This is a genomic window from Mediterraneibacter faecis, from assembly GCF_055383675.1.
In genome coordinates this window covers 2,318,489-2,342,228 of record NZ_AP043803.1, presented here as the reverse complement: position 1 = coordinate 2,342,228, position 23,740 = coordinate 2,318,489, and the positions used below count along the sequence as shown (strand labels likewise).

Below are 23,740 nucleotides of genomic sequence, written 5' to 3'. Positions count from 1 at the left end.
TTCTTGAACGTAAATAAATTAGAAAATAACGGAGAATCATAGAAGATTCTCAGGAAAATAGATGGGAAGTATTGAGATGAAGATATTGATTAAAGGTGCGGGAGATCTGGCAACAGGAATCGCATCCAGATTATATGGCGCAGGGCATCAGATTATGATGACAGATATTGCTGTGCCATTGACGGTCCGCAGACTGGTTGCATTTTCCAGAGCAGTTTATGAAGGCGAGGCAGTTGTAGAAGATATGACAGCACGCCTGGCAAAGAATCAGGAAGAAGCAGAGAAGATCATGGAACAGGGAGATATCCCTGTGATCGTTGATCCAAAGGCAGAATGCATACAGTGGTTTCAGCCGGATGTAATCGTGGATGCCATCCTTGCAAAGAGAAATCTCGGAACAAAGATCACAGATGCACCATTTGTGGTCGGAGTCGGACCTGGATTTACTGCCGGAGAAGACTGCAACTGCGTTGTAGAGACAAAGAGAGGACATACACTGGGCAATGTGATCTGGGATGGAAGTGCAATCCCGAATACCGGAGTTCCGGGAAATGTCGGAGGATATTCCATTGAGCGTCTGATTAAAGCATCCGCAGATGGAGTGATCGAACCGAAGGCTGTGATCGGCGATCTGGTACGAAAAGGACAGATTGTTGCAATTACAGGCGGAGAGCCGGTTTATGCGTTGATGGACGGTATCGTTCGCGGAATGCTTCAGCCAGGTGTTCAGGTGACGAAGGGACTGAAGATTGGAGATATTGATGCTCGTGCAAAGCAGGAGCATTGCCGGACAATCTCAGACAAAGCAAGGGCGATCGGCGGAGGTGTGCTCGATGCAGTCTGCAGTTATGAAAAGAGCAGAGGAAAATACGCATTGATCTTGCTGGCGGCAGGTCAGAGTGTTCGGTTCGGTTCAGATAAACTCAAAGCTGTTGTAGAAGGTGAAGCAATGTATGAAAGTGCGATCAGCCGGTTTGAAGCATTTCAGGGATTCAAGTCTTATGTAGTGACAGGAAAAGAAGAGATTACACTTTCAGCAGAGTCAGCAGGCTGCACGGTGGTATGCAACAAAGAACCGGAGAAGGGAATCTCTCTTTCTGTAAAGCTCGGTCTGACAAAGGCAATCGAGGATGCGGAAGAAAATGGAACACCGCTTCGAGGAGTCCTGTTCAGTGTCTGCGATCAGCCAAGATTAAAAAAATCCACGATTCAGAGAATCATAAATACAGCATTTCATAATCCGGGAAAGATCGTTTGTGCAGGAGAAGGAACAAGAAATGGCAATCCGGTTCTTGTGGGATAAGAGATTCTTTGATAAACTTTTGGAGTTAGATGGAGATATCGGTGGAAAGAAGATATTGAAAGAAAACTTAGATTCGCTGAAAATTGTGCCGGTACAGGCAGGAGAACTTCAGGATATTGATCGCAAAGAAGATCTCGGAACGGCATAATGATAGAATTGCTGGTTGCATATAGTGTGAACAGTAATAAAAATAGCAGCGTGAGCTGAAAGGAGAATGCAAATGCGGGTAGGAGCAGTGATTGCGGCAGCAGGAAAATCTGGTGGATATAAGAGTTATGATAAGATGAAGTCGGTGGATGGAATCCAGGTTCTGCGTCAGATGATTTTAAATTTCAAGAGAGCAGACGTGGATGAGATCGTGCTGATCACAGGATACCAGGCGGAGCAGGTGGAGAAGAAACTGGCGAAGCTTGGTGCAGTATTCCTTCGCAGTGAAGATTATGAGAAGGAAGAGATGATCACGTCAGCAGTTCGAGGGATGAACTACCTGAAACCGCGCTGTGAGAAATTCTTCTTCTGTCCGGCAGGAGTTTCTCTTTTCACAGAAGATACCGTACGTGTGTTGATGCAAAAAGCGAAAGAAAATGAAAACGATCATGAGAAAGTCTATGTACCTGTCTGGGAAGAACGAAAAGGACATCCGATCCTGATGGATCGCAGTATGATCGATCAGTTTGCTTCTTATGAAGGTGAAGGTGGACTTAAAGGCGCTATGGATGTGCTGAATGTAGAACGCATTTTCGTTCCGGTGGAAGACAACGGTGTAGCGATTTACTCCGGACAGGGAGAACCTTTCCGTGAGATTTTCAAAGAGAAGGAAAAGGAGAGAAGAATCCGTCCGAGAGTGAAGCTTCAGTTGGAGAAGAATGAGAACTTCTTCGGTCCGGGAATTGTATTCCTTCTGCGTCAGATTGATACACTTGGTTCGGTAAGAGACGCCTGTGCAAAGACAGGAATGTCTTACAGCAAGGGCTGGAGCCTGATCAGAAGTGCAGAGAAAGAACTCGGATATACCGTCGTAGAGCGAAGTCCGGGAGGCAAGCATGGCGGTGTAGCCAGTGTAAGCGAAGCAGGGAAAGACATACTCAGAAAATATGAACTGCTGGAAAAAGATGTGGTGAAATATGCAGAGAAGAGATATAAGGATATCTTTGAATCATAATTCAGTCAATGAAAAAAAGTTGTGTAAATCACAACTTTTTTTAGAAAAGCGATTGTTGAAATAAAACAAATCGGTTATAATTAGAACATCATTTAGAAAGAAAAGACAGGAACAATCTTATGAACAAGGCGCCTGTCAGGAGGAGGTAGGATGAAAAAGAGAATTTTAGCAGTAGTGATGGCAGCCGTAATGGTGTTTTCTATGGCTGGATGTGGATCCAAAGCCGACGAAAAGACAGACGACACAGCAAAAACAGAAGCAACTGACAACAAAGTCAGTGATGAAGAAGAAACAGAGATCCAGGTATTTATTGCAGCCAGCTTAAAGAATGTAATGGATGAGCTCGTAACACAGTATAACGAAGAGCATCCGAACGTAAAGATCACATACAATGCAGACAGTTCAGGTACACTTCTGACACAGATTGAAGAAGGATATGAGTGTGATATCTTCTTCTCAGCAGCACAGAAGCAGATGGACCAGCTTGAGTCCGACGGTCTTGTAGTAGACGGAACAAGAGCGAATGTTGTAAATAACCAGGTAGTAGTTGTGACAAGAAAAGACAGCGGAACAAAGGTAACAGGACTTGATAACTTAAGCGAAGCAGAAAGCTTTGCACTTGCCGGTGGAAGCGTACCGGTAGGTAAGTATACAAGAACCGCACTTATGAATATGGGTGTTCTTCCGAAGGTGGATGATCCTTCAGCAATCACAACAGAAGAAGTATCAGAAGCACTTGGCGGACTTGAGATCAGCGAGCAGGACAACGTAAGCAAGGTTCTTTCCGCAGTAGTGGAAGGATCTTGTGAAGTTGGAACAACTTACTACTCTGATACATATGGATTCGAGGACGAACTCGATATTCTTCAGACAGTAGGGTATGATCTGACAGGAAATGTAATCTATCCGATCGCACGTGTAGTAAATGATGAGGCTGATGATGCACAGAACGCAGCAGCAGATGATTTCATCAAGTTTGTTCTGTCAGACAATGCAAAGAAAGTATTTGAGTCTTATTACTTCGATACAAATGTAGAATAAAGATAGTGTGATAGTAACGGATGTGTTACTATAGAAGCAGAGGGTTACTGTTCACTCCCGTGTCAATCACTTTGCTGATTGACACGGAGGATGCGTGTTTTGACTTGAATGCATCTCGCCCCATCGCCAAAGGCGATTTAAAATGGCGAGATGCGTTGCTGGTCGCACATCGTGTGAACAGTAACAGTAGAGGCTGCCAGAAATGAAAAGTTTCGGACAGCCCTTTTCTTATAGTTGTAAAGGAGAGTGAATGATAGAATGGATGAAATGATGGAAATCCTGAAGAATCTGGATTGGAGCCCATTATTTATTTCAATAAAAACAGGAATCGTAGCTACGATATTTTCCTTTTTTCTGGGAATCTATGCGGCACGTAAGGTTGTGAAGACAACTCCGGGGAAAAAGGCTATTATAGATGGAATACTGACCTTGCCAATGGTACTTCCGCCGACAGTGGCCGGCTTCTTTCTGTTACTGATCTTCAGCAGGAGAAGACCGTTTGGAATCTTTTTATTTGAAAATTTTGGAATCAAAGTAGTACAGACATGGCTTGGATGTATCATTGCTGCCACAGTAATTTCATTTCCACTGATGTACAGAAATGCCCGTGCAGCGATGGAACAGATCGATGTGAATCTGATCTATGCAGGAAGGACACTCGGCATGTCAGATACAGAAATCTTCTGGAAAGTAGTGATCCCGACCGCAGGACCTGGAATCGCATCCGGAACGATTCTTACATTTGCCAGAGCACTCGGAGAATATGGAGCGACATCTATGCTTGCCGGAAATATTCCGGGAAAGACAGGAACAATCTCGCAGAAGATTGCAATGGTCATTCAGGACGGAGACTATATGACAGCGGGCGTGTGGGTTGCGATTGTCATGGTGATTGCATTCCTGGTGATCTTCCTGATGAATCTGATCTCGGGCAAGAAAATGAAGAATGTCAAGAGGTGGTAAGAGATGGCGATAGAAGTAAAGATTCAGAGAAAACTGAATACATTTGAGCTGAACATAGATTTTAAAAGTGATTCTAAACGAATCGGAATCCTCGGCGCATCCGGATGTGGAAAGAGCATGACACTAAAGAGTATTGCAGGAATCGAGCCGCCGGAGAGCGGATTGATCAAAATTGAAGGAAAGACAGTTTACGACAGCGAAAATAAAGTGAATTTAAAACCGCAGAAGCGTAACATTGGCTATCTGTTTCAGAATTATGCACTTTTCCCTACAATGACGGTGGAAAAGAATATCGCCGCCGGATTAAAAGGGAAAAAGCAGGAGAATGCAAAGCGTGTGCGTGAGATGATTGAGAAATTTCAGCTAACAGGACTGGAAAAACGATTCCCGGCAGAGCTTTCCGGAGGTCAGCAGCAGAGGGTAGCCCTTGCGAGAATCATGGCTTATAAACCAGATGTGATTCTCTTAGATGAACCATTTTCAGCACTTGATATGTATCTGAAGGACCGTCTGCAGCAGGAATTACAGGAACTTCTCGAAGATTATGAGGGTACTGTGATCATGGTGTCTCACAGCAGAGATGAAGTGTACCGGTTCAGTGAAGAACTGCTGATCATCGACCAGGGGCAGATTGTGGCAGCAGGGAAGACGAAAGAATTGTTCCAGAATCCGCAGAGAAAAGAAGCGGCACGGCTGACTGGATGCAAGAATTTCACAAGAGCAGTTTATGTGGATGAGCATACCGCAGAACTGACAGACTGGGGGATTACGTTGTGTACAGAGCAAAGAAATATCCCAGAAAATATCAACTATATCGGTTATCGTGCGCATGATTTTGTCCCGATCTGGGGAGAAGGTGGAAAGAATCAAATTCCATTTAGATTGGAGAGTAAAGCAGTGCTTCCGTTCGAAGATAACTATTATCTGAAGCCTGCAAATGAAGAGGCAGATCCGCCTGTGATCTCCTGGTTTGTGCAGAGAGAGAATCAGGAGAAAATCCGGGAAAAAGGAATGCCGGATGCGCTGGAGCTGGTGGAAGAAGATGTGTTGTTCCTGGAATAGCATCTTCCCATATAGACGATTTTTGAGTGAACCGTTACGTTTTGAAAGAAATGTAAAAACTCCTTTTCAGGATATTTACATCAGGGAAAAACTAGTATATAATAAGCACGTTTTTCGAAAAAAGGAGGACATCATGAAATCAGTACAGAATGATATGACTGTTGGAAGCCCAATGAAGATGATCTTAAGTTTTACATTTCCAATCTTTCTGGGAAATGTTTTCCAGCAGTTTTATAATATGGCGGATGCTGTGATCGTAGGTAAGTTCGTTGGAACGAAAGCGCTTGCAGCAGTTGGAAGCACAGGAACAATCATGTTTCTGATCTATGGATTTGTAGTTGGAATGACAGCCGGATTTACTGTTCTCACAGCGCAGAAGTTTGGCGCAGGAGACATGCAGGGGATGCGGCGCACCGTTGCGGGGGCAGGAATCCTCTCATTCTTGATCGGACTGTTTCTTACGGTTACCTTTATGTTATTTATGAAACCGCTGTTACATCTGATGCATACGCCGTCTGATATCTTTGCAGATGCATATAAGTATATTATGATCGTCAGCGGAGGAATCCTGGCGCAGATGCTTTATAACTTGTTATCCAGTATTTTAAGAGCACTGGGAAACAGTAAGATTCCATTGTACTTTCTGATTATCAGTGCGTTGCTGAATATCGTGTTGGATCTGTTTTTAATCATTGTGTTTCAGATGGGCGCACCGGGTGCGGCAATCGCGACGGTAGTAGCACAGGGCATATCAGGTGTACTCTGTCTTATTTATATTATGTGGAAGATTCCGATTCTTCATCTGAAAAAGGAAGACTGGCATGTTGGCGGACAGATTTATGCGATCCAGTTAAAGATCGGACTTCCGATGGCATTGCAATATTCTATCACGGCAATTGGAACTATGATGGTTCAGTCTGCCCTGAATATTTTGGGATCTACGCTTGTGGCGGCATTTACTGCGGCAAGTAAGATTGAGCAGGTTGTGACACAGGCATATGTAGCGATGGGAACAACAATGGCAACTTACGGAGCCCAGAATATCGGAGCCGGAAATGTACCGAGAATCCGTCAAGGTTTCAAGGCGTGTACAATTCTTGGTATCGGTTACTCTCTTGTAGCAGCAACATTTATCATGACAGTAGGAAAATACATGACCTATCTGTTTGTCTCAGAGGATGTGGATATTATCATGAGTTCTGTGGATATCTATCTGAAATGTATCGGACTTTTCTTTATTCCGCTTGCAATTGTGAATATCTACAGAAATGGAATTCAGGGACTCGGTTACGGCCTGCTGCCGATGATGGCCGGTGTTGCTGAACTGATCGGAAGAGGTGTGGTAGCATTGATCGCAGCGAAGGAAAGAAGTTACCTTGGAGTATGTCTGGCAAGCCCGGCAGCATGGGTGCTGGCAGGAGGCCTCCTGATCGCGATGTATTATTATATTATGAATGTTCATATGAAGAAGATATTTGGGGATTATAATCAGAAGGTCTGATTATTTACAATGTGCATTGCATCGCGGCTCGCATTCAACCATTTGGATTTCTCAGTTTCAAAGCGTTCGAAAAGCCAGGCAATGGCTTCATCCATTCCTTCATCGGAGAGCGGAAATGTCTTCTGTTCTTTCTTTTCTTCCGGTGTATCTTCAAAGCACCACGGTTCTGGATAAATGAATACGGTGAAGGTTGTGCTGCTTTTTCCGTCATCTCCGCGAAAGAAATAGCGCATTCCATGATGTGTACCTGAAAATGGTTCTTTCTTAAGTCCTCCGTAAGGAATCAGTTTTTTATCAATCATAGTAATACAATGTCCTTTCGAAAAAAGTAATTTGTTTTGTTATTGCGTTTTTGAAAAAAGGAAGCCAGAAGTCTGGCTTCCTTTTTATTATAGTGGAATGCGTTTTCTTCTGCAAGAAATGATTTATTCCATCGCTTTTTTGGCAAATTCAGTTGTAACAAGTTTTTCATAAGGAGCGCGTGAATCCAGTTCTCCGGCACTTTCCAGAATATCCTGAAGCAGCTCGAAACTCTCTTTTTCAAATATAAGATCTGCTTTCCAGGTATCCTGTGTATAATAACGGTTTACAATCGCTGTGATGGTTTTAAGATCTGTTTCAGGAAATTGAGGGGCAATCACGGAAGCAATCTCCTCTGGCGTGTGAATCTGAACAAAATCCATACCTTTTTGAAGCGCATTTGTAAAGGATTGGATAATCTCAGGATGTTTGTCAAGATAGCTCTTCTTTGCGCTGTAGGCAGTGTAAGGAACATAGCCGCTGTCAGTACCAAGTGAGGCTACAACATATCCTTTTCCTTCCATTTCCAAAGCGGTTGCACTTGGCTCGAATTCAACAGTAAAGTCTCCACTTCCCTCTGAAAAGGCGGCAGCAGTGGAACCAAAATCAATTCCCTGGTTGATGTTGAGGTCTGTTTGTGGATCAATTCCATTTTTCTTTAAAATATATTCAAATACCATTTCCGGCATACCACCTTTTCTACCACCAAGAACATCTTTCCCCTTTAAATCAGTCCACTTAAAATCTTTCATCTCTTCTCTGGCAACAAGAAAATTACCGGCGCGCTGAGTCAGTTGGGCAAAGTTGACGACAGAATCGTTAGCACCTTCGTTATATGTGTAGATGGATGCTTCTGATCCCATGAATCCAATATCAGCTTCACCGGAGATGACAGCAGTCATTGTCTTGTCGGCTCCAAAACCAGTTACGAGAGTAAGTTCAATTCCCTCATCTTCAAAATATCCATTTTCAATGGCAACATACATAGGGGCATAGAAGATAGAATGGGCTACCTCGTTCAATGTCACAGAGACAGGAGCAGAACTGATATCTGATTTGGTTGTGTTGGATCCGGTTTCTGTTGTGTCGATTTTGGAATTTGCATCATTATCTTTGGAAGAATCAGAACCGCAGGCTGATAACAGTCCAACAGTCAGAGCAGAAGCGAGTATTACGGAAATCAATTTCTTTTTCATAAATCCTCCAGAGTGATATAAGATTCTCGTTTAAAATATGCAAGAAAAGAGAAGATGTGTCAAATTCTACTCCAAAGGGGTGTTCATTTTGGAAAATATCCTTTATGCTTAGTGTAAACAGAAAGTAGGTGAAATGTATGGATCTTGTTAAAATCGGAAAATATATTGCAGGGAAAAGGAAAGCCCTGGGAATGACGCAGAAACAGCTTGCAGAAAAATTAAATATGAGTGACAAATCAGTATCAAAATGGGAACGAGGCATTTGCTTACCTGATGTGTCGGTTTATATGGAACTATGTGAGATATTGGGAATCAGCATAAATGAATTTCTTGCAGGGGAGGATATTGACGCAGAAAATGTAGAAAAAAAGTCAGAAGACAACATTATACAAGTTACGAAAGACAGTAAAAAGAAACAGAAAAATTTAAAGAGCATTTTAGCAGTGGTAACGACATTTGCAGTAATCATGGTTCTGGTTTTAGGAGCAGTTTTCGTTCATAAGGTGATGCAGCCGAAGAATTATATTACAGCAGTTGACCGGACAAGTGCAGAAATGAAAACCGCAGAATTATTGTCGGGAGCAGATGGGGCATATCTTTTTAATTTTTATGCAAAAGAAGAGTATAAGACATTGACAATTTATTTGTCAGAGTATCAGGCGGGAGAATTGATTAATAAAAGTAAAGTGGCAGATTTGGACTATGATGGGATCGAATCGGCTAAAAGAGGTGTGATTGCTGTGATACCGGATTTTGAATTGTTTCGAGTGAAATTGATCATAGCAGACGATTATTCTAAATGTTCTACAGATTTTCCGATTCTGGAAAATGTAGAAAACAGAGAATATTATGGAAGAAGTGCGACACAAGTGGAAGGTGAAGTTCCGATTCAGCGGGATACAGAACAGGGTCTGATGGCATTGATTTACGGAGAAGATGGATTGGAAGCAATTCCGGTAAAAGAAATGGAGCAGGGAAATTTTAGGGAAAAGAATGATTATGTCTATTATCTGTCCTTCCGGTTTGGAAAATAATTACGTAAATGAAAATATGAGAGGTAAGATGAGATGAAAACAAGAGAAGAAGCTGCTGCCTATGGATTAACTTTCCCGGACAGCTATGAAGACAGGCCTTTTAAAGACCAACGATGGCAGGTGATCCGTGTAAAGCCAGGGAAAAAGATATTTTTGTGGATCTATGAAAAAGACGAATTGATCCATTTGAATGTAAAGACGGATCCGAGATGGAGGGATTTCTGGCGTGCAGCGTATCCATCGGTAATTCCTGGATATCATCAGAATAAAGAGCATTGGAACACAATTATTCTGGATGGATCTATTCCGGACAAGGATATTGAACGGATGATCGGTGAGAGCTATGATCTTGTGACAGACAGTCCTACAAAAAGAATTTATGAAGCTGTAAAACGGATTCCAAAAGGGCATGTGGCAACCTATAGACAGGTTGCGAAAATGGCAGGAAATGAAAAGATGTCAAGAGCAGTTGGAAATGCGCTTCATAAGAATCCGGATCCGGATCACATTCCATGTTTCCGTGTTGTGAATGCGAAAGGCGAGCTTGCCGGAGCATTTGCATTTGGCGGAGCAGATGTACAGGCAGAGCTTTTGAGAGAAGACGGTGTGGAAGTAGTAGATGGAAAGGTTGATCTGACAAAGTATCAGATGGATGATCAGATGGAAGAGTAAGATAGTACTGTTTCTTTTGGGAAAGATAGTGTATAATACTTACGAGTGATTGCTGTTCGCAAAGTACTGCGAACAGCATCTTTGTATAGTGCAAAGAGCAGGAAAGAATACATCATTATGGTTTTGCTTTTGAAGGGAAAAAAGTGTTGATCGGATAAGAAATGGAGAAATGAATGAAAATTAAGAAAGTGGCAGTCCTCGGCGCCGGAGCAGTAGGCTCTTATGTAATCTGGGGATTATCGAGCAGAAATGACATAGAGCTTGGAGTGATCGCAGAAGGAGAACGAGCAGAGAGACTGAAACAGAATGGATGCACAATTAACGGAAAAATATACCATCCCGAAGTATGGAACCCCGGAGAAACAGACGCTGTCGATTTACTGATTGTTGCATTGAAGTATGGCTCACTTTCGGCGGCATTGGAAAGTATTCAGAAAGCAACCACGGAGAATACTGTAATTATGAGTCTGATGAACGGGGTAGACAGTGAAGAGATTATTGCAGAAAAAGTAGGAGTGGAGCATCTTCTTCCGGCAGTGATCAAGGTCGCTTCACATAAGGAAGAAGATGGCTATCACTTTGATCCTGAGACAACAATCGGAATTATTTTTGGCGAACTTACTGCACCTTACGATAGTGATCGCATCAGGGCAATTGAAGAACTGTTCAAGGATACCGGAATCCATTTCCGGGCGACAGAGTATGCAAGAGAAGAGATGTGGAGCAAGTTTCGGCTGAATGTCTGTAACAATCTGCCACAGGCAATTCTCGGCGCGGGAGTTGGATGTTACCGTGACAGTGTGCATATGAAGGCAATCAGTGATGGACTGAAAGGAGAACTGGAAGCAATTGCGCAGGCGAAAGGAATCGATCTGAGTAAGACTGAGGCGTCTTCCGGGCGTGGAAGTGCAGTACCGCCATCTGCGCGTTATTCTACTTTGCAGGATTTGGATGCAGGAAGACACACAGAGATTGATATGTTTTCAGGTACACTGATCCGTATGGGAAAGGAACTTGGAATTCCGACACCGTATAATGAGTATACATATCATATGATTAAAGCACTAGAAGAGAAAAATGACGGACGGTTTAATTATACAGGAGATGAAGAACCGACCTGGTCAAAATAAAACAGGGAACAATTTGTGGCAGAGGCAGGTTATGAAAAAATATTGAAACAGTGATGTTGAAACAACATAAAAAGGTGAGGTAAATTAAGATGAAAGAATTATACGAAGCAATCGAAGCAAAAATTAAAGCAAGCGGTTATCCGAGAGCAATCTCCGGAGAAGATGTATACAACGACATCTGTGACCAGATTGACGGAAAAGAGAATGGAAGTTATGTATTGTTATCCAAGTTCGAAGATGATGTGATCTTTGAATATCATATCACGATTCAGGATGAAGATTTCAACCTGGGGATTTTGACAATGCGAACACCGGAAGGCGTGTTTGAGACAGATTTTGATGCGGAATAAAAGGATGAATATGTTATGAAGAAAATCAGCAGAGTTTCAACTATAATTAGCGCAATCATGCTACTTACTTATATTATTGTTCTTATCAGCATCTGGAGCAGGATTACTGATACAGTACCGACACATTTTAATGCAGCAGGAGTGGCAGATAGTTATGGAAGCAAAAGAAACCTTGCATTTGAACCAGTTCTTGCCGCGTTTCTGTTGTTATTCCTCTCATTGATGGAAAGAATTCCGGCAATCTGGAATTTCCCGGTGGCTGTTACAGACGAGAACAGAGAAAGATTGTATAAGATTGCCATGATAATGATGGGCGGGATTAAGGTTCTGGTTACTGCCCTGCTGATTGATGTTGGAGTCAGCAGTCTTGTGGAAGGATATCCAATCTGGCCGATGTATATGATGCTTGGAGTGATGATAATATTGATTATCGTATCGACTGTGCAGATGGTTCGGGCGAAATAGTGTGGAATAAGAAAATAAATAAAAACCCTCTTGTGCAATATGTTTATCCAAAATCTTAAAAAAATATAAAATTTATATAAAATCCTTCTTGAATTTAGCATGATGAAGTGCTAAACTCTTAACATAAAAAAACAGAGCGCGATCTATTTATTGACGAGAGCATCTGGATTATAGTTAAGAAAGAAGGAAAGAAAATGAACGGAGTTATAATGATGGTCATTGCCATCGTTGTATTAGGTGGAGGATATCTTTTCTATGGAAGATATCTTGAGAAGAAATGGGGAATTGACCCGAATGCAAAGACTCCTGCTTATGAACTGGAAGACGGCGTAGATTATGTGCCGGCAGATACGAATATCGTATTTGGTCATCAGTTCGCATCTATCGCAGGAGCAGGCCCGATCAACGGACCAATCCAGGCAGCAATCTTTGGATGGCTTCCGGTACTTTTGTGGATTCTGATCGGAGGTGTTTTCTTCGGAGCAGTGCAGGATTTTGCATCCATGTATGCTTCTGTAAAGAACAAAGGACGTACAATCGGTTATATTATCGAAGAGTATATCGGTAAACTTGGAAAGAAATTATTTCTGTTATTCTGCTGGTTATTCTGTATTCTTGTTGTTGCTGCATTTGCGGATGTAGTTGCAGGAACATTTAACGGATTCGTAGCCGATGATGCCGGAGTTGTAAGCAAAGTAGCAGCAAATGGTGCTGTAGCAACAACATCCATGCTTTTCATTGTAGAAGCCGTAGCACTTGGCTGCATTTTGAAATATGCAAAACTGAATAAATGGGTTAATACAGCAATTGCAATTGTTATGCTTGTCGCAGCGGTAGCACTTGGACTTTATTTTCCAATGTATCTGACAAGAGAGACATGGCATATCCTGATCTTTATTTACATTCTGATTGCCAGTGTCGCACCGGTAACAATGCTGCTTCAGCCACGTGATTATCTGAACAGTTACTTGCTGATCTTTATGATTGCAGCAGCAATTGTCGGAGTATTTGTAGCAAATCCATCCTGTAACCTGAAAGCTTTTACAAGCTTCAATGTAGATGGAAGTTATATGTTCCCAATTCTGTTTGTAACAATTGCATGTGGAGCTGTATCAGGATTCCATTCACTGGTATCTTCAGGAACTGCTTCTAAGCAGATTAAGAGTGAGAAGAACATGCTCCCTGTATCTTACGGAGCAATGATCATGGAAAGTATGCTTGCTGTAATCGCACTGATCGCAGTTGCTTCCTTCGCTGATGGCGAGGCAGCAGCACAGGGACTGACAACACAGCCACAGATTTTTGCAGGAGCAATCGCAAACTTCCTTGAAGTGATCGGCTTACCGCATTCACTTGTATTTACACTGATCAACCTTGCAGTATCAGCATTTGCATTGACATCACTTGATTCCGTTGCACGTGTCGGAAGACTTTCTTTCCAGGAATTCTTTATCGATGATGACACAGATATGGATAATCTGCCATTGTACAAGAAAGTAGCAACCAATAAATATTTCTCAACAGTTATTACACTGGTACTTGCATACTTACTTGCAAAGGTTGGATATGCAGAAATCTGGCCACTGTTTGGATCAGCAAACCAGCTTCTGTCAGTACTTGCACTGATTGCATGTGCAGTATTCCTTAAGAAGACAAAACGCCAGGGAGCAATGCTCTGGATTCCAATGGTCTTTATGATGGCAGTAACATTTACAGCACTTGGAATGACAATCTGTAAACTGGGAGGTCAGTTTATGACAACAGGTCTGAGCCTTGGAAATACATTACAGCTGATCTTTGCTGTTCTGCTTCTTATCCTTGGAGTAATCGTAGCAATTCAGGGAATTAAAAAGCTTACAGAGAAGAAAGAAGCTCAGGCAGATAAAGTTGAGGAGACAACCATTCTGGAATAAGCAGAATAGTTAATAAAGAGTAAGAGACAAGATCTTCATGCAGACTTAAAATGTCTGGCATGAAGATCTTTTTTCTAGTTCTATTTAATTGTACTCAAATAGAAACAGGTTAAAGTATAGAAATTTTACATTTGTCGGGTGTATACTAAGTCGTAATGTGAAAAGACAATCTAAGTAGTAACAAGATCAGGGGGAATATAAATGAACGCGAACATAAATCAAAAACATATGTTCAGTAATAAGATGATCCGTGCTCTTTTAGTACCAATCATACTGGAACAGTTATTGAATTCCATCATGGGTACCGCGGATACGATGATGGTTAGTAATGTGGGATCAGCAGCAATCTCAGCGGTATCGCTCGTGGATTCCATTAACATATTGGTGATTCAGGCATTTTCCGCATTGGCAGCCGGAGGTGCGATCGTCTGCGCCCAGTACATTGGACAGGGGAATAAAGAACGGGCAAATGAGTCTGCACGACAGGTACTATTTATCATCACTCTTATATCAGTAGCTGTCAGCGCATTTTGTCTTATTTTTCAGAAACCGTTACTTCACCTGATTTTTGGAGCAGTTGAAGCAGATGTTATGAGAGCATCTGAAATCTATTTCTTCTACACTGCATTATCATTTCCGTTTATTGCGGCGTATGATGCAGCGGCATCGATCTTCAGGGCACAGGAGAACACGAGAGATCCGATGCTCATCTCAATGGTATCAAACGTGATGAATATTGTCGGAAATGCAATTATGATCTGGGGCTTCCATATGGGAGTCGCGGGAGCTGCACTGGCAACTTTGATTTCACGTATTTTCTGTGCGGTCGTAGTATTGGCAGAGCTTCGTCTGGATCGTCAGCCAATTGTGGTACGAGATTATCTGAAAATCCGTCCGGACTGGAGAATGATCCGCAGGATCCTTGGAATCGGAATTCCATCCGGTGTGGAGAACAGTATGTTCCAGTTAGGAAAGCTGGCGATTCAGTCCACAGTATCAACACTTGGAACAACAGCAATCGCTGCGCAGGCAATGACGAACATTCTGGAGAATCTGAACGGAATCGGTGGTATCGGAGTCGGAATCGGATTGATGACAATTGTAGGTCAATGTCTGGGAGCTGACCGGAAGGATGAGGCAGTTTATTACATCAAAAAGCTTTGCGTGATTGCTGAGATCGTTATGGCTGCGAGCTGTGTGATTGTTTTTGCACTGACGAAACCAATTACGATTCTCGGCGGTATGGAACCGGAGAGTGCGAAGATGTGTTTCCATATGGTAATGTGGATCACGATTGTAAAACCGCTTGTATGGGTTATGTCATTTGTTCCGGCATATGGATTGAGAGCAGCAGGGGATGCAAAATTTTCTATGATCACATCCTGTTGTACAATGTGGGCATGCAGATTCTGCCTGTGTGTATTTCTGATCCGTGTAATGGGATTTGGCCCGATGGGAGTATGGATCGGAATGTTTGCGGACTGGACGGTCAGAAGTATTATTTTCACCTGGCGATTCCACAGCAGAAAATGGCTGGAGCATAAAGTAATTTAAATAAGAAGAGAAATCTGAACAAAAAGAGAAATCCAAACAAAAAGAGAAATCCAAACAAAAATAGAAACAGCAGGGTTACTGTCGGGAAAGCATTTTAATAATAATGCTTTTGGCAGTAGCCTTGCTGTTTCTTATATCTGCTATTTTTTAAAAAGAAGTTTTAGTATATTTATAGATTTATGTCTGGTATATGATTCCTGAAAATTACTCTTCAGGTGCAAGCTCTGTTGTCTGCTTCTTTGGAGGCATAATCAGTGAGAAGATAAGGAATGCGATCAACGCAGCAACCAGTCCAGGTACGATCGGCTGATTGAAGTGCAGACCGAACAGATTTCCTTTGGAAACATGCTCCAGGTATACTACAACAATAGTTCCGGCGATCAGAGAAGCCATGGTTCCTGCCTGGGAAGCTCCTTTCCAGTAATGTCCGAGAACATATGGGAAGAAAGAACCTGCGGCACGAAGGGTGAAGGCAAACATCAGGATTGTAACAATACTTGAAGTATTAAATAATGCAATCAGAGTAGCAAAAACACCTACAGCTGCCATTGTAACACGAGTTACGATCATGATCTCTTTATCAGATGCGCTAGGCTTAATCACAATCTTGTAAATATCATTTGCAAAGATCGATCCGGCACCAAGAAGGTCTGAGTCAGCACTTGACATTGTGGCAGATACGATACCTGCAAATAACAATCCGCAGATAATTGCCGGCATTGCTTCCATAGCAAGAACCGGAAGTGCATAACGGGCACCAACATCCTGGAAGTCCGCAGCATTGAATTTGCCCATGTTGATCAGTGCAAGTACGATGATTCCCATAAGTGTCGGAACAAAAGCGTAGATAAAGTTTACGATCGCAGCAAGGACAGATCCCTGTCTTGCTGCTTTTCCGTCTCTTGCAGCGTAATATCTAGATACAGCTTCCTGTCCTACAGTAAATGTAGCAACATACATGATTGTTAAACTGATAACATCCATTACATTATAACCTTTAAACATGTCAAATGTTTCAGCAGGAACATTAGCTACAACATTGTCCCATCCACCGGCAAGATTCATTCCAAATGGAAGTGCGATGATCATTCCGATCACGATCAGGAATACCTGAACAAAGTCAGTAAGTGTAACACTCCAAAGACCACCCATGATCGCATAAATTGTTACAACGACACCTACGATCAGAACGGCTGTTTTATAATTCAGATTCAGCATAGTAGACAGAATAACGGAAGATGCGATAAACTGTCCGGCTGTTAGTCCGATCAATGGAACAAACATGATCAAAGATGTAATGATTCCTGAAGGTTTTCCATAACGACGGCGGAAATATTCAGGAACGGTTTTAACCATTGCTGCACGGAATTTAGGTGCAAGGAATGTAAGAATCACAAAAGCGAATCCCATTGTGATAATGTACCATGCGGCACTGAGTCCGTGACTTTCCATACCCTGCTGAACAACACCGAGAGAACTTCCTCCTCCGATCTCAGTAGCAGCAAGCGTTCCGGCCATCAAAAATGGTCCGAGTCGTCTTCCGGCAACAACGAAGTCTGTGTTGGATTCAATCTTCTTGGATGACAGATAACCGATCAATAACATAACAAGAAGATAAATAACAACGACAGCGGTTACAATAATGTTTGACTGCATAAAATCTCCCTCTTTCCTTTAGTCAAATTTGAAAAAGGTATCAGGAAATAGCGAAACCTGACACCTATGTTCATGCGAATAATTATACCATAAAAACTTTCACACGCAACCTGAAAAGAGAAAAAACTTGTTAAAATTTATCGATATTTCCGGAAGATAATCGATTGGTATGGTAGATGTTAACAAAAATAATAAAAGGCGAGAGGACAGCGTGAAAAAGAACATTTTTTAGGGGGTGGACATTTGACGTTTCTATTATTACAATTATAATAATCGACAGAAAAGAGGAATTGTATATGACACAGATAGATGCGTTAAAAACAGATGAAATACGGAATTATGAGATAGAACATCAGGAAGAAGTGCGCCGCCTTGCAGGCGAGTGTATGGTAATTTTGGAAAATGACGGAGTCCTTCCACTTCAGGCTGGTACAAAGAAGATTGCATTATTCGGAACAGGAGCAAGACATACGATCAAAGGTGGAACAGGATCCGGTGATGTAAATGTACGTGAAAACATTTCGATTGCACAAGGGCTTGAGCGTGCAGGATTTGAATTTGTAACAGAAGGCTGGCTGGATCAGTATGACAGACTTTATGCGGATGCGCAGGAAGCGTATGCGAAAAAGTTAAATGAATTTACAGAGAAAACAGGAAAACCATCGATGCTATATGCCTTCGAGAACCCTTTTGAGGAACCGGAACAGCCGGAGATTACAGAAGCGGATGTAAAAGAAGCGGATGCGGCAATTTATGTAATTTCTAGAAATTCCGGAGAGGGAAAAGACCGCAGGGCAGAGAAGGGAGACTATTATCTCAGCGACAGAGAACTTCAGAATATCCGTTTTATGACAGAACACTATAAGAACTGTATTGTTCTTTTGAATGTAGGTGGAGTCATTGATCTGACTGCATTGAAGGCAATTGAAGGTGTACAGGCAATTATGCTTGTGGGACAGACAGGAAATATGGGAGGTTATGCAGTTGCTGATGTGCTGACTGCTAAGACGATTCCTTCAGGAAAGCTGACTGATACATGGGCAAGATCTTATGAGGATTATCCATCCTCTGCAACATTTAGCCACAGGGATGGAAATCTTGACGACGAATATTACAGTGATGGAATCTATGTCGGATACCGCTATTTTGATACATTTGGTGTGATGCCTCTATATTGCTTTGGATATGGAAAAAGCTATACAGAATTTGAAATAAAAACAATGAATGTAACAGCAGATGAAAAGCAGGTACAGGTTGAAGTTGAGGTTACGAACATTGGTGACAAATATCCTGGAAAAGAAGTTGTTCAGGTTTATTATTCCGCACCGGATGGAATCATGGAGAAACCAACACAGGAACTTGCAGGATTTGCTAAGACTAAATTGCTTGCGCCGGGAGAAAAAGATGTCGTGACGATCACATTTGCAACGACAGACATGGCATCTTTTGATGCATATGATGCGGCCTGGGTTATGGAAGAAGGGGAATACACGATCCGCGTAGGAAACAGTTCACGTAATACGGAGGCTGTGGCAGTCATCGACCTTGATGAGCAGGTGACAACATTCCAACTGAAACGTCTGATGCGTGATACAATTGCAGTCAGAGAGCTTCACCATATGATTCCGATTTTCGATATTGAATTTGATTTCGGTGTGCCGGCGATTCCATTTAGAATTATGCTTCAGGCAGAGAACTTTAAGAAAGAACTTGTAGAATATGAAGTGATGCGCAGGACACTTATGGATAAGAGGAAAGATGAAGTTCTGACGCTGGAAGATGTAAAAGCAGGCAACGCGACTCTGGATGAACTGACAGCGCAGCTTACCGTGGAAGAAATGGCAGAACTTTGTGTTGGAACAGAGAGAAGAAATGGCGACGGAAATGTAATTGGTTCAGCATCCTCCTGTGTGCCGGGTGCAGCAGGAGACACCACTTCCAGTTTACTTGAAACACGAAAAGTGCCGAATCTTATTCAGGCAGATGGACCGGCAGGACTTCGTTTAGAGACACCTTGTACTGCCATTCCAATCGCAACAACACTGGCACAATCCTGGGATATGGATCTGATTCATAGAATGGGAGAGCTTGTCGGAGAAGAGATGAAGCAGTTACATGTAGATCTATGGCTCGCACCTGGCATGAATATTCATCGTAATCCGCTTTGTGGACGAAACTTCGAATACTATTCTGAGGATCCTGTATTGACAGGTCTTTGTGCTGCTACAGAGACGAAAGGTGTTCAGTCTCAAAAAGGAAAGGGAACAACAATCAAACATTTTGCAGGAAATAATCAGGAAGACAACCGTATGTTTACGAATGCACATATCAGCGAGCGTGCGCTGAGAGAAATCTATCTGAAAGGATTTGAGATAGCTGTAAAGACAGCACAACCATATGCAATCATGACTTCCTATAATCTGATCAACGGAGTTCATTCAGCAAACAACTATGACATGCTGCAGAACATCGCACGTGATGAGTGGGGATTTGAAGGTCTTGTGATGACAGACTGGTATACTTCACAGGATACAACAGAGATGGGAATGGTATCACCATCCGGAAAATATAGTCATTCTAGCAGTGTACAGTGCATTAAAGCAGGAAATGACCTTCAGATGCCGGGATGTCAGCAGAATGTGGATGATATCGTAGAAGCAGTGAACGAAGGAAAAGAAATTACCAAGGCAGATTTACAACGCTGTGCGAAACATATTTTAAGTGTTGCACTTAAGACAATGTAAAACCACCTTGGTAATGTGGGGAATGAGAGTTTTTTTCGTATTACTCAAAAATTAATAAACAATATCGTATAAGATCAAGCCTTTTGTGTCGCAGGATGCAGAAGGCTTTTCCTTTCCTTCCAGGATTGCATTGATACATTCGACGGGTCTTTTCCCTATGCCGATATCCAAAAGCGTTCCTAGAATAAATGGAGCCATCTGATAGAGAAAATCATTGGCTGTCATACGAATATAAAGCGTAGACTCTTCTGTAACAAAAGTAATTGTTTTTATTTCTTTTTCGGTTCCTTTCTTTTTTCGAATCGAAGAGAAATGTTTAAAATCATGCTTTCCAAGTAATGAGTGGGCAGCGGTTTCCATAAGAAGAATATTTGGAAGTTCTGCTGTTTGTTCAGGTGGCAGATCAAATAATGAATCTGATAACAGATCAGTTAATCGACCGCGATAGTTTTTGTGGAACAGGTCATAGATCGGTGATAAATCCATGGCATATTCATAAGTGATCTCGCGTGCATTTAAGTCTGCTCGAAAGCGTTCGGGTGTTGATACTGCATCTAAAACGGCAATATCCTGTGGAAGATACTGGTTCAGAACAGTTTTAAATTCTGCAGGAGTCAGTTGGCTTTCCGTAAGAAAATTGACTGTGAGATTCCGAGCATGAACTCCTGGTTCTGTTCGGAATCCGGAAAATAAAGTAACAGGAGTTCCTGTTACTTTTTCTAATACATTTTCAATTTTATAAGATACTGTGCGATCATTGTGGTCTTTTTCCGGGCGTTTCCAACCAAGATAACGTGTACCGTCATATTGGAGTGTTAAGTTAATATTCTGCATATATCGTTCTCCATTTATAAATAATGTCTGTTTCCAGACAAGTCATCCTTTGTATTTTAACTGATGCAGATGGAAATGTATAGAGAAAAGAAAAGAAATAAGACTGCAAAGGCGAAGAGAGTGATTCTGATTTTATTTAAAATGTTTCCGAAAGATATTTTTGGTCATTTCCATCATGCGGTCAATTTGATTTTGTTCTTCTTTGCTTTTACCTTCTTTTAATACTTCAAGAATTAATGAAACTTCATCCGGATTGAAACGAAGTCCCTGTCGGTTTGCATTTGTGATAAGTGCGAGCATGACCGGGGCAAGTTCATTTCCGGATTTTCCTTTCGTCTGTTTCGCGGCTGTCCTGATCAGTTCCAGCTTGAGCGGATCGATCGTTTTCATTGCAGGATGGTTCATCCAGTTTTCCATTGTTAAGATCTCCTTTCGGTGAGTTATTGTTTATAGTGTCTTCTGGCTCTTCATCAGAAGGTGGAGCAGATGAAAAGAATTGTGTAAACATATCTGCCATAGACATCATCTCTTTTATGTTTTTGAAAGTAGAAAAGAGCTGTTTTTCTTCTGATGTGAGATAAGGTGACAGATGGTCAAAAATAGAATCTGCGTTGTCTTGAAAAAGATTTTCTATTCCTCGTCCAGAAGAAAAGTCACAGGCAGAAAGTGCATCATAACTGACAGGAGCCTGATGGTGAAGAACATTTTGCAGTTCGATGAATTTAATGAAGACGGCAAGCATGCTCTGTGTAGCTGGCGGGAAAAGAGGAAGGAAAAGTTTCAGCATGCGAAGTCCGGAAGCAGTTGCTTCGTCAAAGGGGGTCATAGGCGTCGGTGTTTTCAAAAAAATAAACCCTCCTGACTTTCAGCTGAACTGATACATATATATGAAATGCAGAAAAAATATATTCCTGTTCATGAATATAGATGTGTGAAAAATCGGATCATGCGTATACTGAATTAAAGACCTTTTGTAATCAGGGGCATATCTTAATAATAAGAAGAGGAAAGGAAAACGAAAATGTCCAGAAAGTTAATTATTGATGGGAATGCAGTATATGAAATTGATGAGAAGTGTATGTTAAAGAAAAAGCTTGGAGAACTGAAAGAAAAGAAGATAACATCAGACGAGAAGAGAGCGGAACAGAGTGTTGTTACCGGAAAACCGAATCGTTTGAAAAGATAAGCCAGAAGGGGCATGCGGTTTTTCCGCATGCCCCTTCTGAAGTGGAAGAAGGAACAGATATCAGCATCCGCCACAGTTGCAGCCATTACCGCAACCGCCGCATCCGAATCCATTATTGCCCCATCCGCCGCAGCAGCAAAGAAGAAGGATGATCCACAGACAACTGTCATTGCCGCAGCCATTACCACATCCGCCACAACCATTACCACCCCAGCCACCGCAGCAGCAGAGGAGAAGGATGATCCAAAGGCAGGAGTTATTCAGTCCGCATCCATTTCCGTTTCCGCCACAGCCGCAGCTGTTTGCACATCCGTTGTCACAACCGCATCCGCAGTTTGTAGCTGTTAATTCACTCATTGTTAAATCCTCCGAAAGATTTTTTGATTTACAATGTTATAGTATGCGGAGAAAAAGAAAATGTGAGATGAGAAATTATTTGTAGTGATAAAGAAGTGAAGTGGCAAAAATTATTCGAGCAGCCGGGAAAAATCTAAAATTCCCCAGCCGGATTCAGTTCCCGGAATCTGCACACAGGAAGCGTGAAGTTTTAATTTAACTTCTGCATTGGTGAGAAACGGGTATTTTGAAAGAAGACAGGCAATTGCACCGGAAACAACAGGAGCAGCCATGGATGTTCCTGTTTTGGAAAGATAAGGCGGAGCATTTGGAAATTGAGAGTAAAAAGCATTGCAGCTTACAATTCCTGTGCCGGGGGCAAAAACATCAGGTTTGACAATGCAGTCATCTGTAGGACCGCGGCCGGAATAATTGAGAGGATGCCTTTGGGTGTGGATCAGAGGAAAAGTGTCGGGAACACCAACAGTGATAACTTTTGGGCTGCTTCCGGGAACTGTGACGGAACCGGGAGCAGGTCCGTAGTTGCCGGCAGAGACAACTACGACGAGTCCAAGATCCCAGAGGGATTCCACAGCATTCAATAAAAGAAGTTTTTGATGAATGGAAAGATCCGGTCGTGTACCTACGGAAATGTTAATGATCCGGATATGGAATTGCGTGTAGATATCACGGATCCATTGAATTCCATTTATGACATTTTTGATAGATCCGTTTCCATTCTGATCCAATACTTTCCCAATAATAAGATTGCAGAAGGGAGCGATTCCGGCATAAGTTCCGGAAGAGAGAAGTCCGCTTCCCGCAAGAATTCCGGCTACATGGGTTCCGTGTCCACTATTGTCGATGAGAGGGGAGAAATGAGAGAAAGAAAAAAGAACTTTTTCGGAAGAACCAGTGGTACTGGAAAAATCCCGAAAAGAAAGGATACGACCTTTAAAATCAGGATGAGGAGAAATTCCGGTATCAAGAATAGCAACAGTGACATTTTGTCCGAGAAATTTGTGTTCCTTTGTGTCCGGACACCAGTAGTGAATGGATTGTTTTACCCATTTCATGAAGGAAAAGCCTTTGTTTTTTCTTTATTATATGCCTGATATTAAATTGGTGTAACTGTTCAGAGCCAACCTCCAAAATGCTACGCATTTCGTCGGTGTGGCGTATCCGCCAAATAAAATTTCAAAAACAGTCTTAAAAATGCAAGCATTTTACACCTGTTTTATGAAATTTTGCTTGGCTCTGAACAGTTACAAATTAGTGATAAAGATGTCTGCACTGGAACAAACAAAGCGTCCGTTTGCCAAGCATAAGCTCAAGAGC

General features: G+C 42.1%; 24 protein-coding genes. 16 read left to right on the top strand and 8 right to left on the bottom strand.

Features of this window, described 5'->3' with window-relative positions; genetic code table 11:
• The first annotated feature begins 76 nt into the window (after positions 1-76).
• The 7 genes from yqeB (at position 77) to ACZ47Z_RS10970 (ending at position 7,032) form a co-directional block, all read left to right on the top strand.
• Positions 77-1,303 (top strand): selenium-dependent molybdenum cofactor biosynthesis protein YqeB, encoded by a 1,227-nt coding sequence (gene yqeB / locus ACZ47Z_RS11000; protein WP_464525565.1) that lies wholly within the window; start codon positions 77-79, stop codon positions 1,301-1,303.
• A complete protein-coding gene (locus ACZ47Z_RS10995; protein WP_464525564.1) occupies positions 1,278-1,451 on the top strand; it encodes a hypothetical protein in 174 nt (57 codons plus the stop codon). The genes yqeB and ACZ47Z_RS10995 overlap by 26 nt, the downstream gene beginning before the upstream one ends.
• A 72-nt stretch (positions 1,452-1,523) precedes the next feature.
• On the top strand, positions 1,524-2,465 hold the full coding sequence (locus ACZ47Z_RS10990; RefSeq protein WP_054752230.1) for an NTP transferase domain-containing protein: 942 nt from the start codon (positions 1,524-1,526) through the stop codon (positions 2,463-2,465).
• A gap of 150 nt (positions 2,466-2,615) precedes the next feature.
• Positions 2,616-3,506, top strand: a complete 891-nt coding sequence (gene modA, locus ACZ47Z_RS10985) for a molybdate ABC transporter substrate-binding protein (RefSeq protein ID WP_054752232.1) — start codon at positions 2,616-2,618, stop codon at positions 3,504-3,506.
• A gap of 258 nt (positions 3,507-3,764) precedes the next feature.
• On the top strand, positions 3,765-4,469 hold the full coding sequence (gene modB / locus ACZ47Z_RS10980) for a molybdate ABC transporter permease subunit (RefSeq protein ID WP_020436849.1): 705 nt from the start codon (positions 3,765-3,767) through the stop codon (positions 4,467-4,469).
• A gap of 3 nt (positions 4,470-4,472) precedes the next feature.
• Positions 4,473-5,531 (top strand): sulfate/molybdate ABC transporter ATP-binding protein, encoded by a 1,059-nt coding sequence (locus ACZ47Z_RS10975; RefSeq protein ID WP_464525563.1) that lies wholly within the window; start codon positions 4,473-4,475, stop codon positions 5,529-5,531.
• A gap of 133 nt (positions 5,532-5,664) precedes the next feature.
• On the top strand, positions 5,665-7,032 hold the full coding sequence (locus tag ACZ47Z_RS10970) for an MATE family efflux transporter (protein ID WP_464525562.1): 1,368 nt from the start codon (positions 5,665-5,667) through the stop codon (positions 7,030-7,032).
• Here the strand turns inward: ACZ47Z_RS10970 and ACZ47Z_RS10965 are convergent.
• Together ACZ47Z_RS10965 and ACZ47Z_RS10960 are read right to left on the bottom strand one after the other, a co-directional pair.
• Positions 7,020-7,334 carry a hypothetical protein gene (locus tag ACZ47Z_RS10965; RefSeq protein WP_054752236.1) on the bottom strand — a complete coding sequence of 105 codons (315 nt, stop codon included), beginning with the start codon at positions 7,332-7,334 and terminating at the stop codon, positions 7,020-7,022. The genes ACZ47Z_RS10970 and ACZ47Z_RS10965 overlap by 13 nt on opposite strands.
• A 123-nt stretch (positions 7,335-7,457) precedes the next feature.
• On the bottom strand, positions 7,458-8,528 hold the full coding sequence (locus ACZ47Z_RS10960) for an ABC transporter substrate-binding protein (protein ID WP_464525561.1): 1,071 nt from the start codon (positions 8,526-8,528) through the stop codon (positions 7,458-7,460).
• 137 nt (positions 8,529-8,665) lie between these two features.
• Between ACZ47Z_RS10960 and ACZ47Z_RS10955 the strand changes: the two genes are divergently transcribed.
• The 7 genes from ACZ47Z_RS10955 (at position 8,666) to ACZ47Z_RS10925 (ending at position 15,646) form a co-directional block, all read left to right on the top strand.
• Positions 8,666-9,562, top strand: a complete 897-nt coding sequence (locus tag ACZ47Z_RS10955; protein WP_055147409.1) for a helix-turn-helix domain-containing protein — start codon at positions 8,666-8,668, stop codon at positions 9,560-9,562.
• 33 nt (positions 9,563-9,595) lie between these two features.
• Positions 9,596-10,234, top strand: coding sequence for a methylated-DNA--[protein]-cysteine S-methyltransferase (locus ACZ47Z_RS10950; RefSeq protein ID WP_054752239.1), 639 nt, complete (start codon positions 9,596-9,598; stop codon positions 10,232-10,234).
• A 173-nt stretch (positions 10,235-10,407) separates the two neighbouring features.
• Positions 10,408-11,364, top strand: coding sequence for a ketopantoate reductase family protein (locus ACZ47Z_RS10945; RefSeq protein WP_117498180.1), 957 nt, complete (start codon positions 10,408-10,410; stop codon positions 11,362-11,364).
• A gap of 89 nt (positions 11,365-11,453) precedes the next feature.
• Positions 11,454-11,714, top strand: coding sequence for a hypothetical protein (locus ACZ47Z_RS10940; protein ID WP_015529502.1), 261 nt, complete (start codon positions 11,454-11,456; stop codon positions 11,712-11,714).
• Positions 11,715-11,729: 15 nt separating this feature from the next.
• Positions 11,730-12,179 (top strand): DUF1648 domain-containing protein, encoded by a 450-nt coding sequence (locus ACZ47Z_RS10935; RefSeq protein ID WP_054752241.1) that lies wholly within the window; start codon positions 11,730-11,732, stop codon positions 12,177-12,179.
• A 194-nt stretch (positions 12,180-12,373) separates the two neighbouring features.
• Positions 12,374-14,092, top strand: coding sequence for a carbon starvation CstA family protein (locus ACZ47Z_RS10930; RefSeq protein ID WP_054752244.1), 1,719 nt, complete (start codon positions 12,374-12,376; stop codon positions 14,090-14,092).
• A gap of 201 nt (positions 14,093-14,293) precedes the next feature.
• Positions 14,294-15,646, top strand: coding sequence for an MATE family efflux transporter (locus tag ACZ47Z_RS10925; protein ID WP_117569291.1), 1,353 nt, complete (start codon positions 14,294-14,296; stop codon positions 15,644-15,646).
• A 204-nt stretch (positions 15,647-15,850) separates the two neighbouring features.
• Here ACZ47Z_RS10925 and ACZ47Z_RS10920 read toward each other — a convergent pair whose 3' ends face one another.
• The gene (locus tag ACZ47Z_RS10920) at positions 15,851-17,302 is read right to left on the bottom strand and encodes a sodium:solute symporter family protein (protein WP_020436860.1); all 1,452 of its coding nucleotides are present in this window, start codon (positions 17,300-17,302) and stop codon (positions 15,851-15,853) included.
• Between the two features lie 296 nt (positions 17,303-17,598).
• Between ACZ47Z_RS10920 and ACZ47Z_RS10915 the strand changes: the two genes are divergently transcribed.
• A complete protein-coding gene (locus ACZ47Z_RS10915) occupies positions 17,599-20,046 on the top strand; it encodes a glycoside hydrolase family 3 protein (RefSeq protein WP_464525560.1) in 2,448 nt (815 codons plus the stop codon).
• 51 nt (positions 20,047-20,097) lie between these two features.
• Here ACZ47Z_RS10915 and ACZ47Z_RS10910 read toward each other — a convergent pair whose 3' ends face one another.
• From ACZ47Z_RS10910 to ACZ47Z_RS10900, 3 genes are all read right to left on the bottom strand, one after another.
• A complete protein-coding gene (locus ACZ47Z_RS10910) occupies positions 20,098-20,880 on the bottom strand; it encodes a tRNA pseudouridine synthase A (RefSeq protein ID WP_054752246.1) in 783 nt (260 codons plus the stop codon).
• Positions 20,881-21,012: 132 nt separating this feature from the next.
• Positions 21,013-21,297 carry a hypothetical protein gene (locus ACZ47Z_RS10905; RefSeq protein WP_020436863.1) on the bottom strand — a complete coding sequence of 95 codons (285 nt, stop codon included), beginning with the start codon at positions 21,295-21,297 and terminating at the stop codon, positions 21,013-21,015.
• Positions 21,194-21,724, bottom strand: coding sequence for a hypothetical protein (locus ACZ47Z_RS10900; RefSeq protein WP_270840721.1), 531 nt, complete (start codon positions 21,722-21,724; stop codon positions 21,194-21,196). Before ACZ47Z_RS10900 ends, ACZ47Z_RS10905 begins: the two co-directional genes overlap by 104 nt.
• Positions 21,725-21,901: 177 nt before the next feature.
• On the opposite strand from ACZ47Z_RS10900, the gene ACZ47Z_RS10895 reads away from it, so the two are divergent.
• On the top strand, positions 21,902-22,066 hold the full coding sequence (locus ACZ47Z_RS10895; RefSeq protein ID WP_020436864.1) for a hypothetical protein: 165 nt from the start codon (positions 21,902-21,904) through the stop codon (positions 22,064-22,066).
• A gap of 60 nt (positions 22,067-22,126) precedes the next feature.
• Here ACZ47Z_RS10895 and ACZ47Z_RS10890 read toward each other — a convergent pair whose 3' ends face one another.
• Both ACZ47Z_RS10890 and ACZ47Z_RS10885 read right to left on the bottom strand, forming a co-directional pair.
• Positions 22,127-22,423: a hypothetical protein gene (locus ACZ47Z_RS10890; RefSeq protein ID WP_015529512.1), complete on the bottom strand. Its 297-nt coding sequence runs from the start codon at positions 22,421-22,423 to the stop codon at positions 22,127-22,129.
• A 110-nt stretch (positions 22,424-22,533) separates the two neighbouring features.
• Positions 22,534-23,478: a S8 family peptidase gene (locus ACZ47Z_RS10885; RefSeq protein WP_020436866.1), complete on the bottom strand. Its 945-nt coding sequence runs from the start codon at positions 23,476-23,478 to the stop codon at positions 22,534-22,536.
• Positions 23,479-23,740: the final 262 nt, after the last annotated feature.

What these genes read in the sequence shown, in the direction of transcription:
- ACZ47Z_RS10925 (WP_117569291.1), top strand. Translation starts at nt 14,294, where the DNA reads ATGAACGCGAACATAAATCAAAAACATATGTTCAGTAATAAGATGATC.
- ACZ47Z_RS10915 (WP_464525560.1), top strand. Translation starts at nt 17,599, where the DNA reads ATGACACAGATAGATGCGTTAAAAACAGATGAAATACGGAATTATGAG.
- modA (WP_054752232.1), top strand. Translation starts at nt 2,616, where the DNA reads ATGAAAAAGAGAATTTTAGCAGTAGTGATGGCAGCCGTAATGGTGTTT.
- ACZ47Z_RS10990 (WP_054752230.1), top strand. Translation starts at nt 1,524, where the DNA reads ATGCGGGTAGGAGCAGTGATTGCGGCAGCAGGAAAATCTGGTGGATAT.
- ACZ47Z_RS10920 (WP_020436860.1), bottom strand. Translation starts at nt 17,302, where the DNA reads ATGCAGTCAAACATTATTGTAACCGCTGTCGTTGTTATTTATCTTCTT.
- ACZ47Z_RS10940 (WP_015529502.1), top strand. Translation starts at nt 11,454, where the DNA reads ATGAAAGAATTATACGAAGCAATCGAAGCAAAAATTAAAGCAAGCGGT.
- ACZ47Z_RS10895 (WP_020436864.1), top strand. Translation starts at nt 21,902, where the DNA reads ATGTCCAGAAAGTTAATTATTGATGGGAATGCAGTATATGAAATTGAT.
- yqeB (WP_464525565.1), top strand. Translation starts at nt 77, where the DNA reads ATGAAGATATTGATTAAAGGTGCGGGAGATCTGGCAACAGGAATCGCA.
- ACZ47Z_RS10955 (WP_055147409.1), top strand. Translation starts at nt 8,666, where the DNA reads ATGGATCTTGTTAAAATCGGAAAATATATTGCAGGGAAAAGGAAAGCC.
- ACZ47Z_RS10930 (WP_054752244.1), top strand. Translation starts at nt 12,374, where the DNA reads ATGAACGGAGTTATAATGATGGTCATTGCCATCGTTGTATTAGGTGGA.
- ACZ47Z_RS10890 (WP_015529512.1), bottom strand. Translation starts at nt 22,423, where the DNA reads ATGAGTGAATTAACAGCTACAAACTGCGGATGCGGTTGTGACAACGGA.
- ACZ47Z_RS10905 (WP_020436863.1), bottom strand. Translation starts at nt 21,297, where the DNA reads ATGGAAAACTGGATGAACCATCCTGCAATGAAAACGATCGATCCGCTC.
- ACZ47Z_RS10885 (WP_020436866.1), bottom strand. Translation starts at nt 23,478, where the DNA reads ATGAAATGGGTAAAACAATCCATTCACTACTGGTGTCCGGACACAAAG.
- ACZ47Z_RS10945 (WP_117498180.1), top strand. Translation starts at nt 10,408, where the DNA reads ATGAAAATTAAGAAAGTGGCAGTCCTCGGCGCCGGAGCAGTAGGCTCT.
- ACZ47Z_RS10960 (WP_464525561.1), bottom strand. Translation starts at nt 8,528, where the DNA reads ATGAAAAAGAAATTGATTTCCGTAATACTCGCTTCTGCTCTGACTGTT.
- modB (WP_020436849.1), top strand. Translation starts at nt 3,765, where the DNA reads ATGGATGAAATGATGGAAATCCTGAAGAATCTGGATTGGAGCCCATTA.
- ACZ47Z_RS10950 (WP_054752239.1), top strand. Translation starts at nt 9,596, where the DNA reads ATGAAAACAAGAGAAGAAGCTGCTGCCTATGGATTAACTTTCCCGGAC.
- ACZ47Z_RS10910 (WP_054752246.1), bottom strand. Translation starts at nt 20,880, where the DNA reads ATGCAGAATATTAACTTAACACTCCAATATGACGGTACACGTTATCTT.
- ACZ47Z_RS10965 (WP_054752236.1), bottom strand. Translation starts at nt 7,334, where the DNA reads ATGATTGATAAAAAACTGATTCCTTACGGAGGACTTAAGAAAGAACCA.
- ACZ47Z_RS10970 (WP_464525562.1), top strand. Translation starts at nt 5,665, where the DNA reads ATGAAATCAGTACAGAATGATATGACTGTTGGAAGCCCAATGAAGATG.
- ACZ47Z_RS10995 (WP_464525564.1), top strand. Translation starts at nt 1,278, where the DNA reads ATGGCAATCCGGTTCTTGTGGGATAAGAGATTCTTTGATAAACTTTTG.
- ACZ47Z_RS10975 (WP_464525563.1), top strand. Translation starts at nt 4,473, where the DNA reads ATGGCGATAGAAGTAAAGATTCAGAGAAAACTGAATACATTTGAGCTG.
- ACZ47Z_RS10935 (WP_054752241.1), top strand. Translation starts at nt 11,730, where the DNA reads ATGAAGAAAATCAGCAGAGTTTCAACTATAATTAGCGCAATCATGCTA.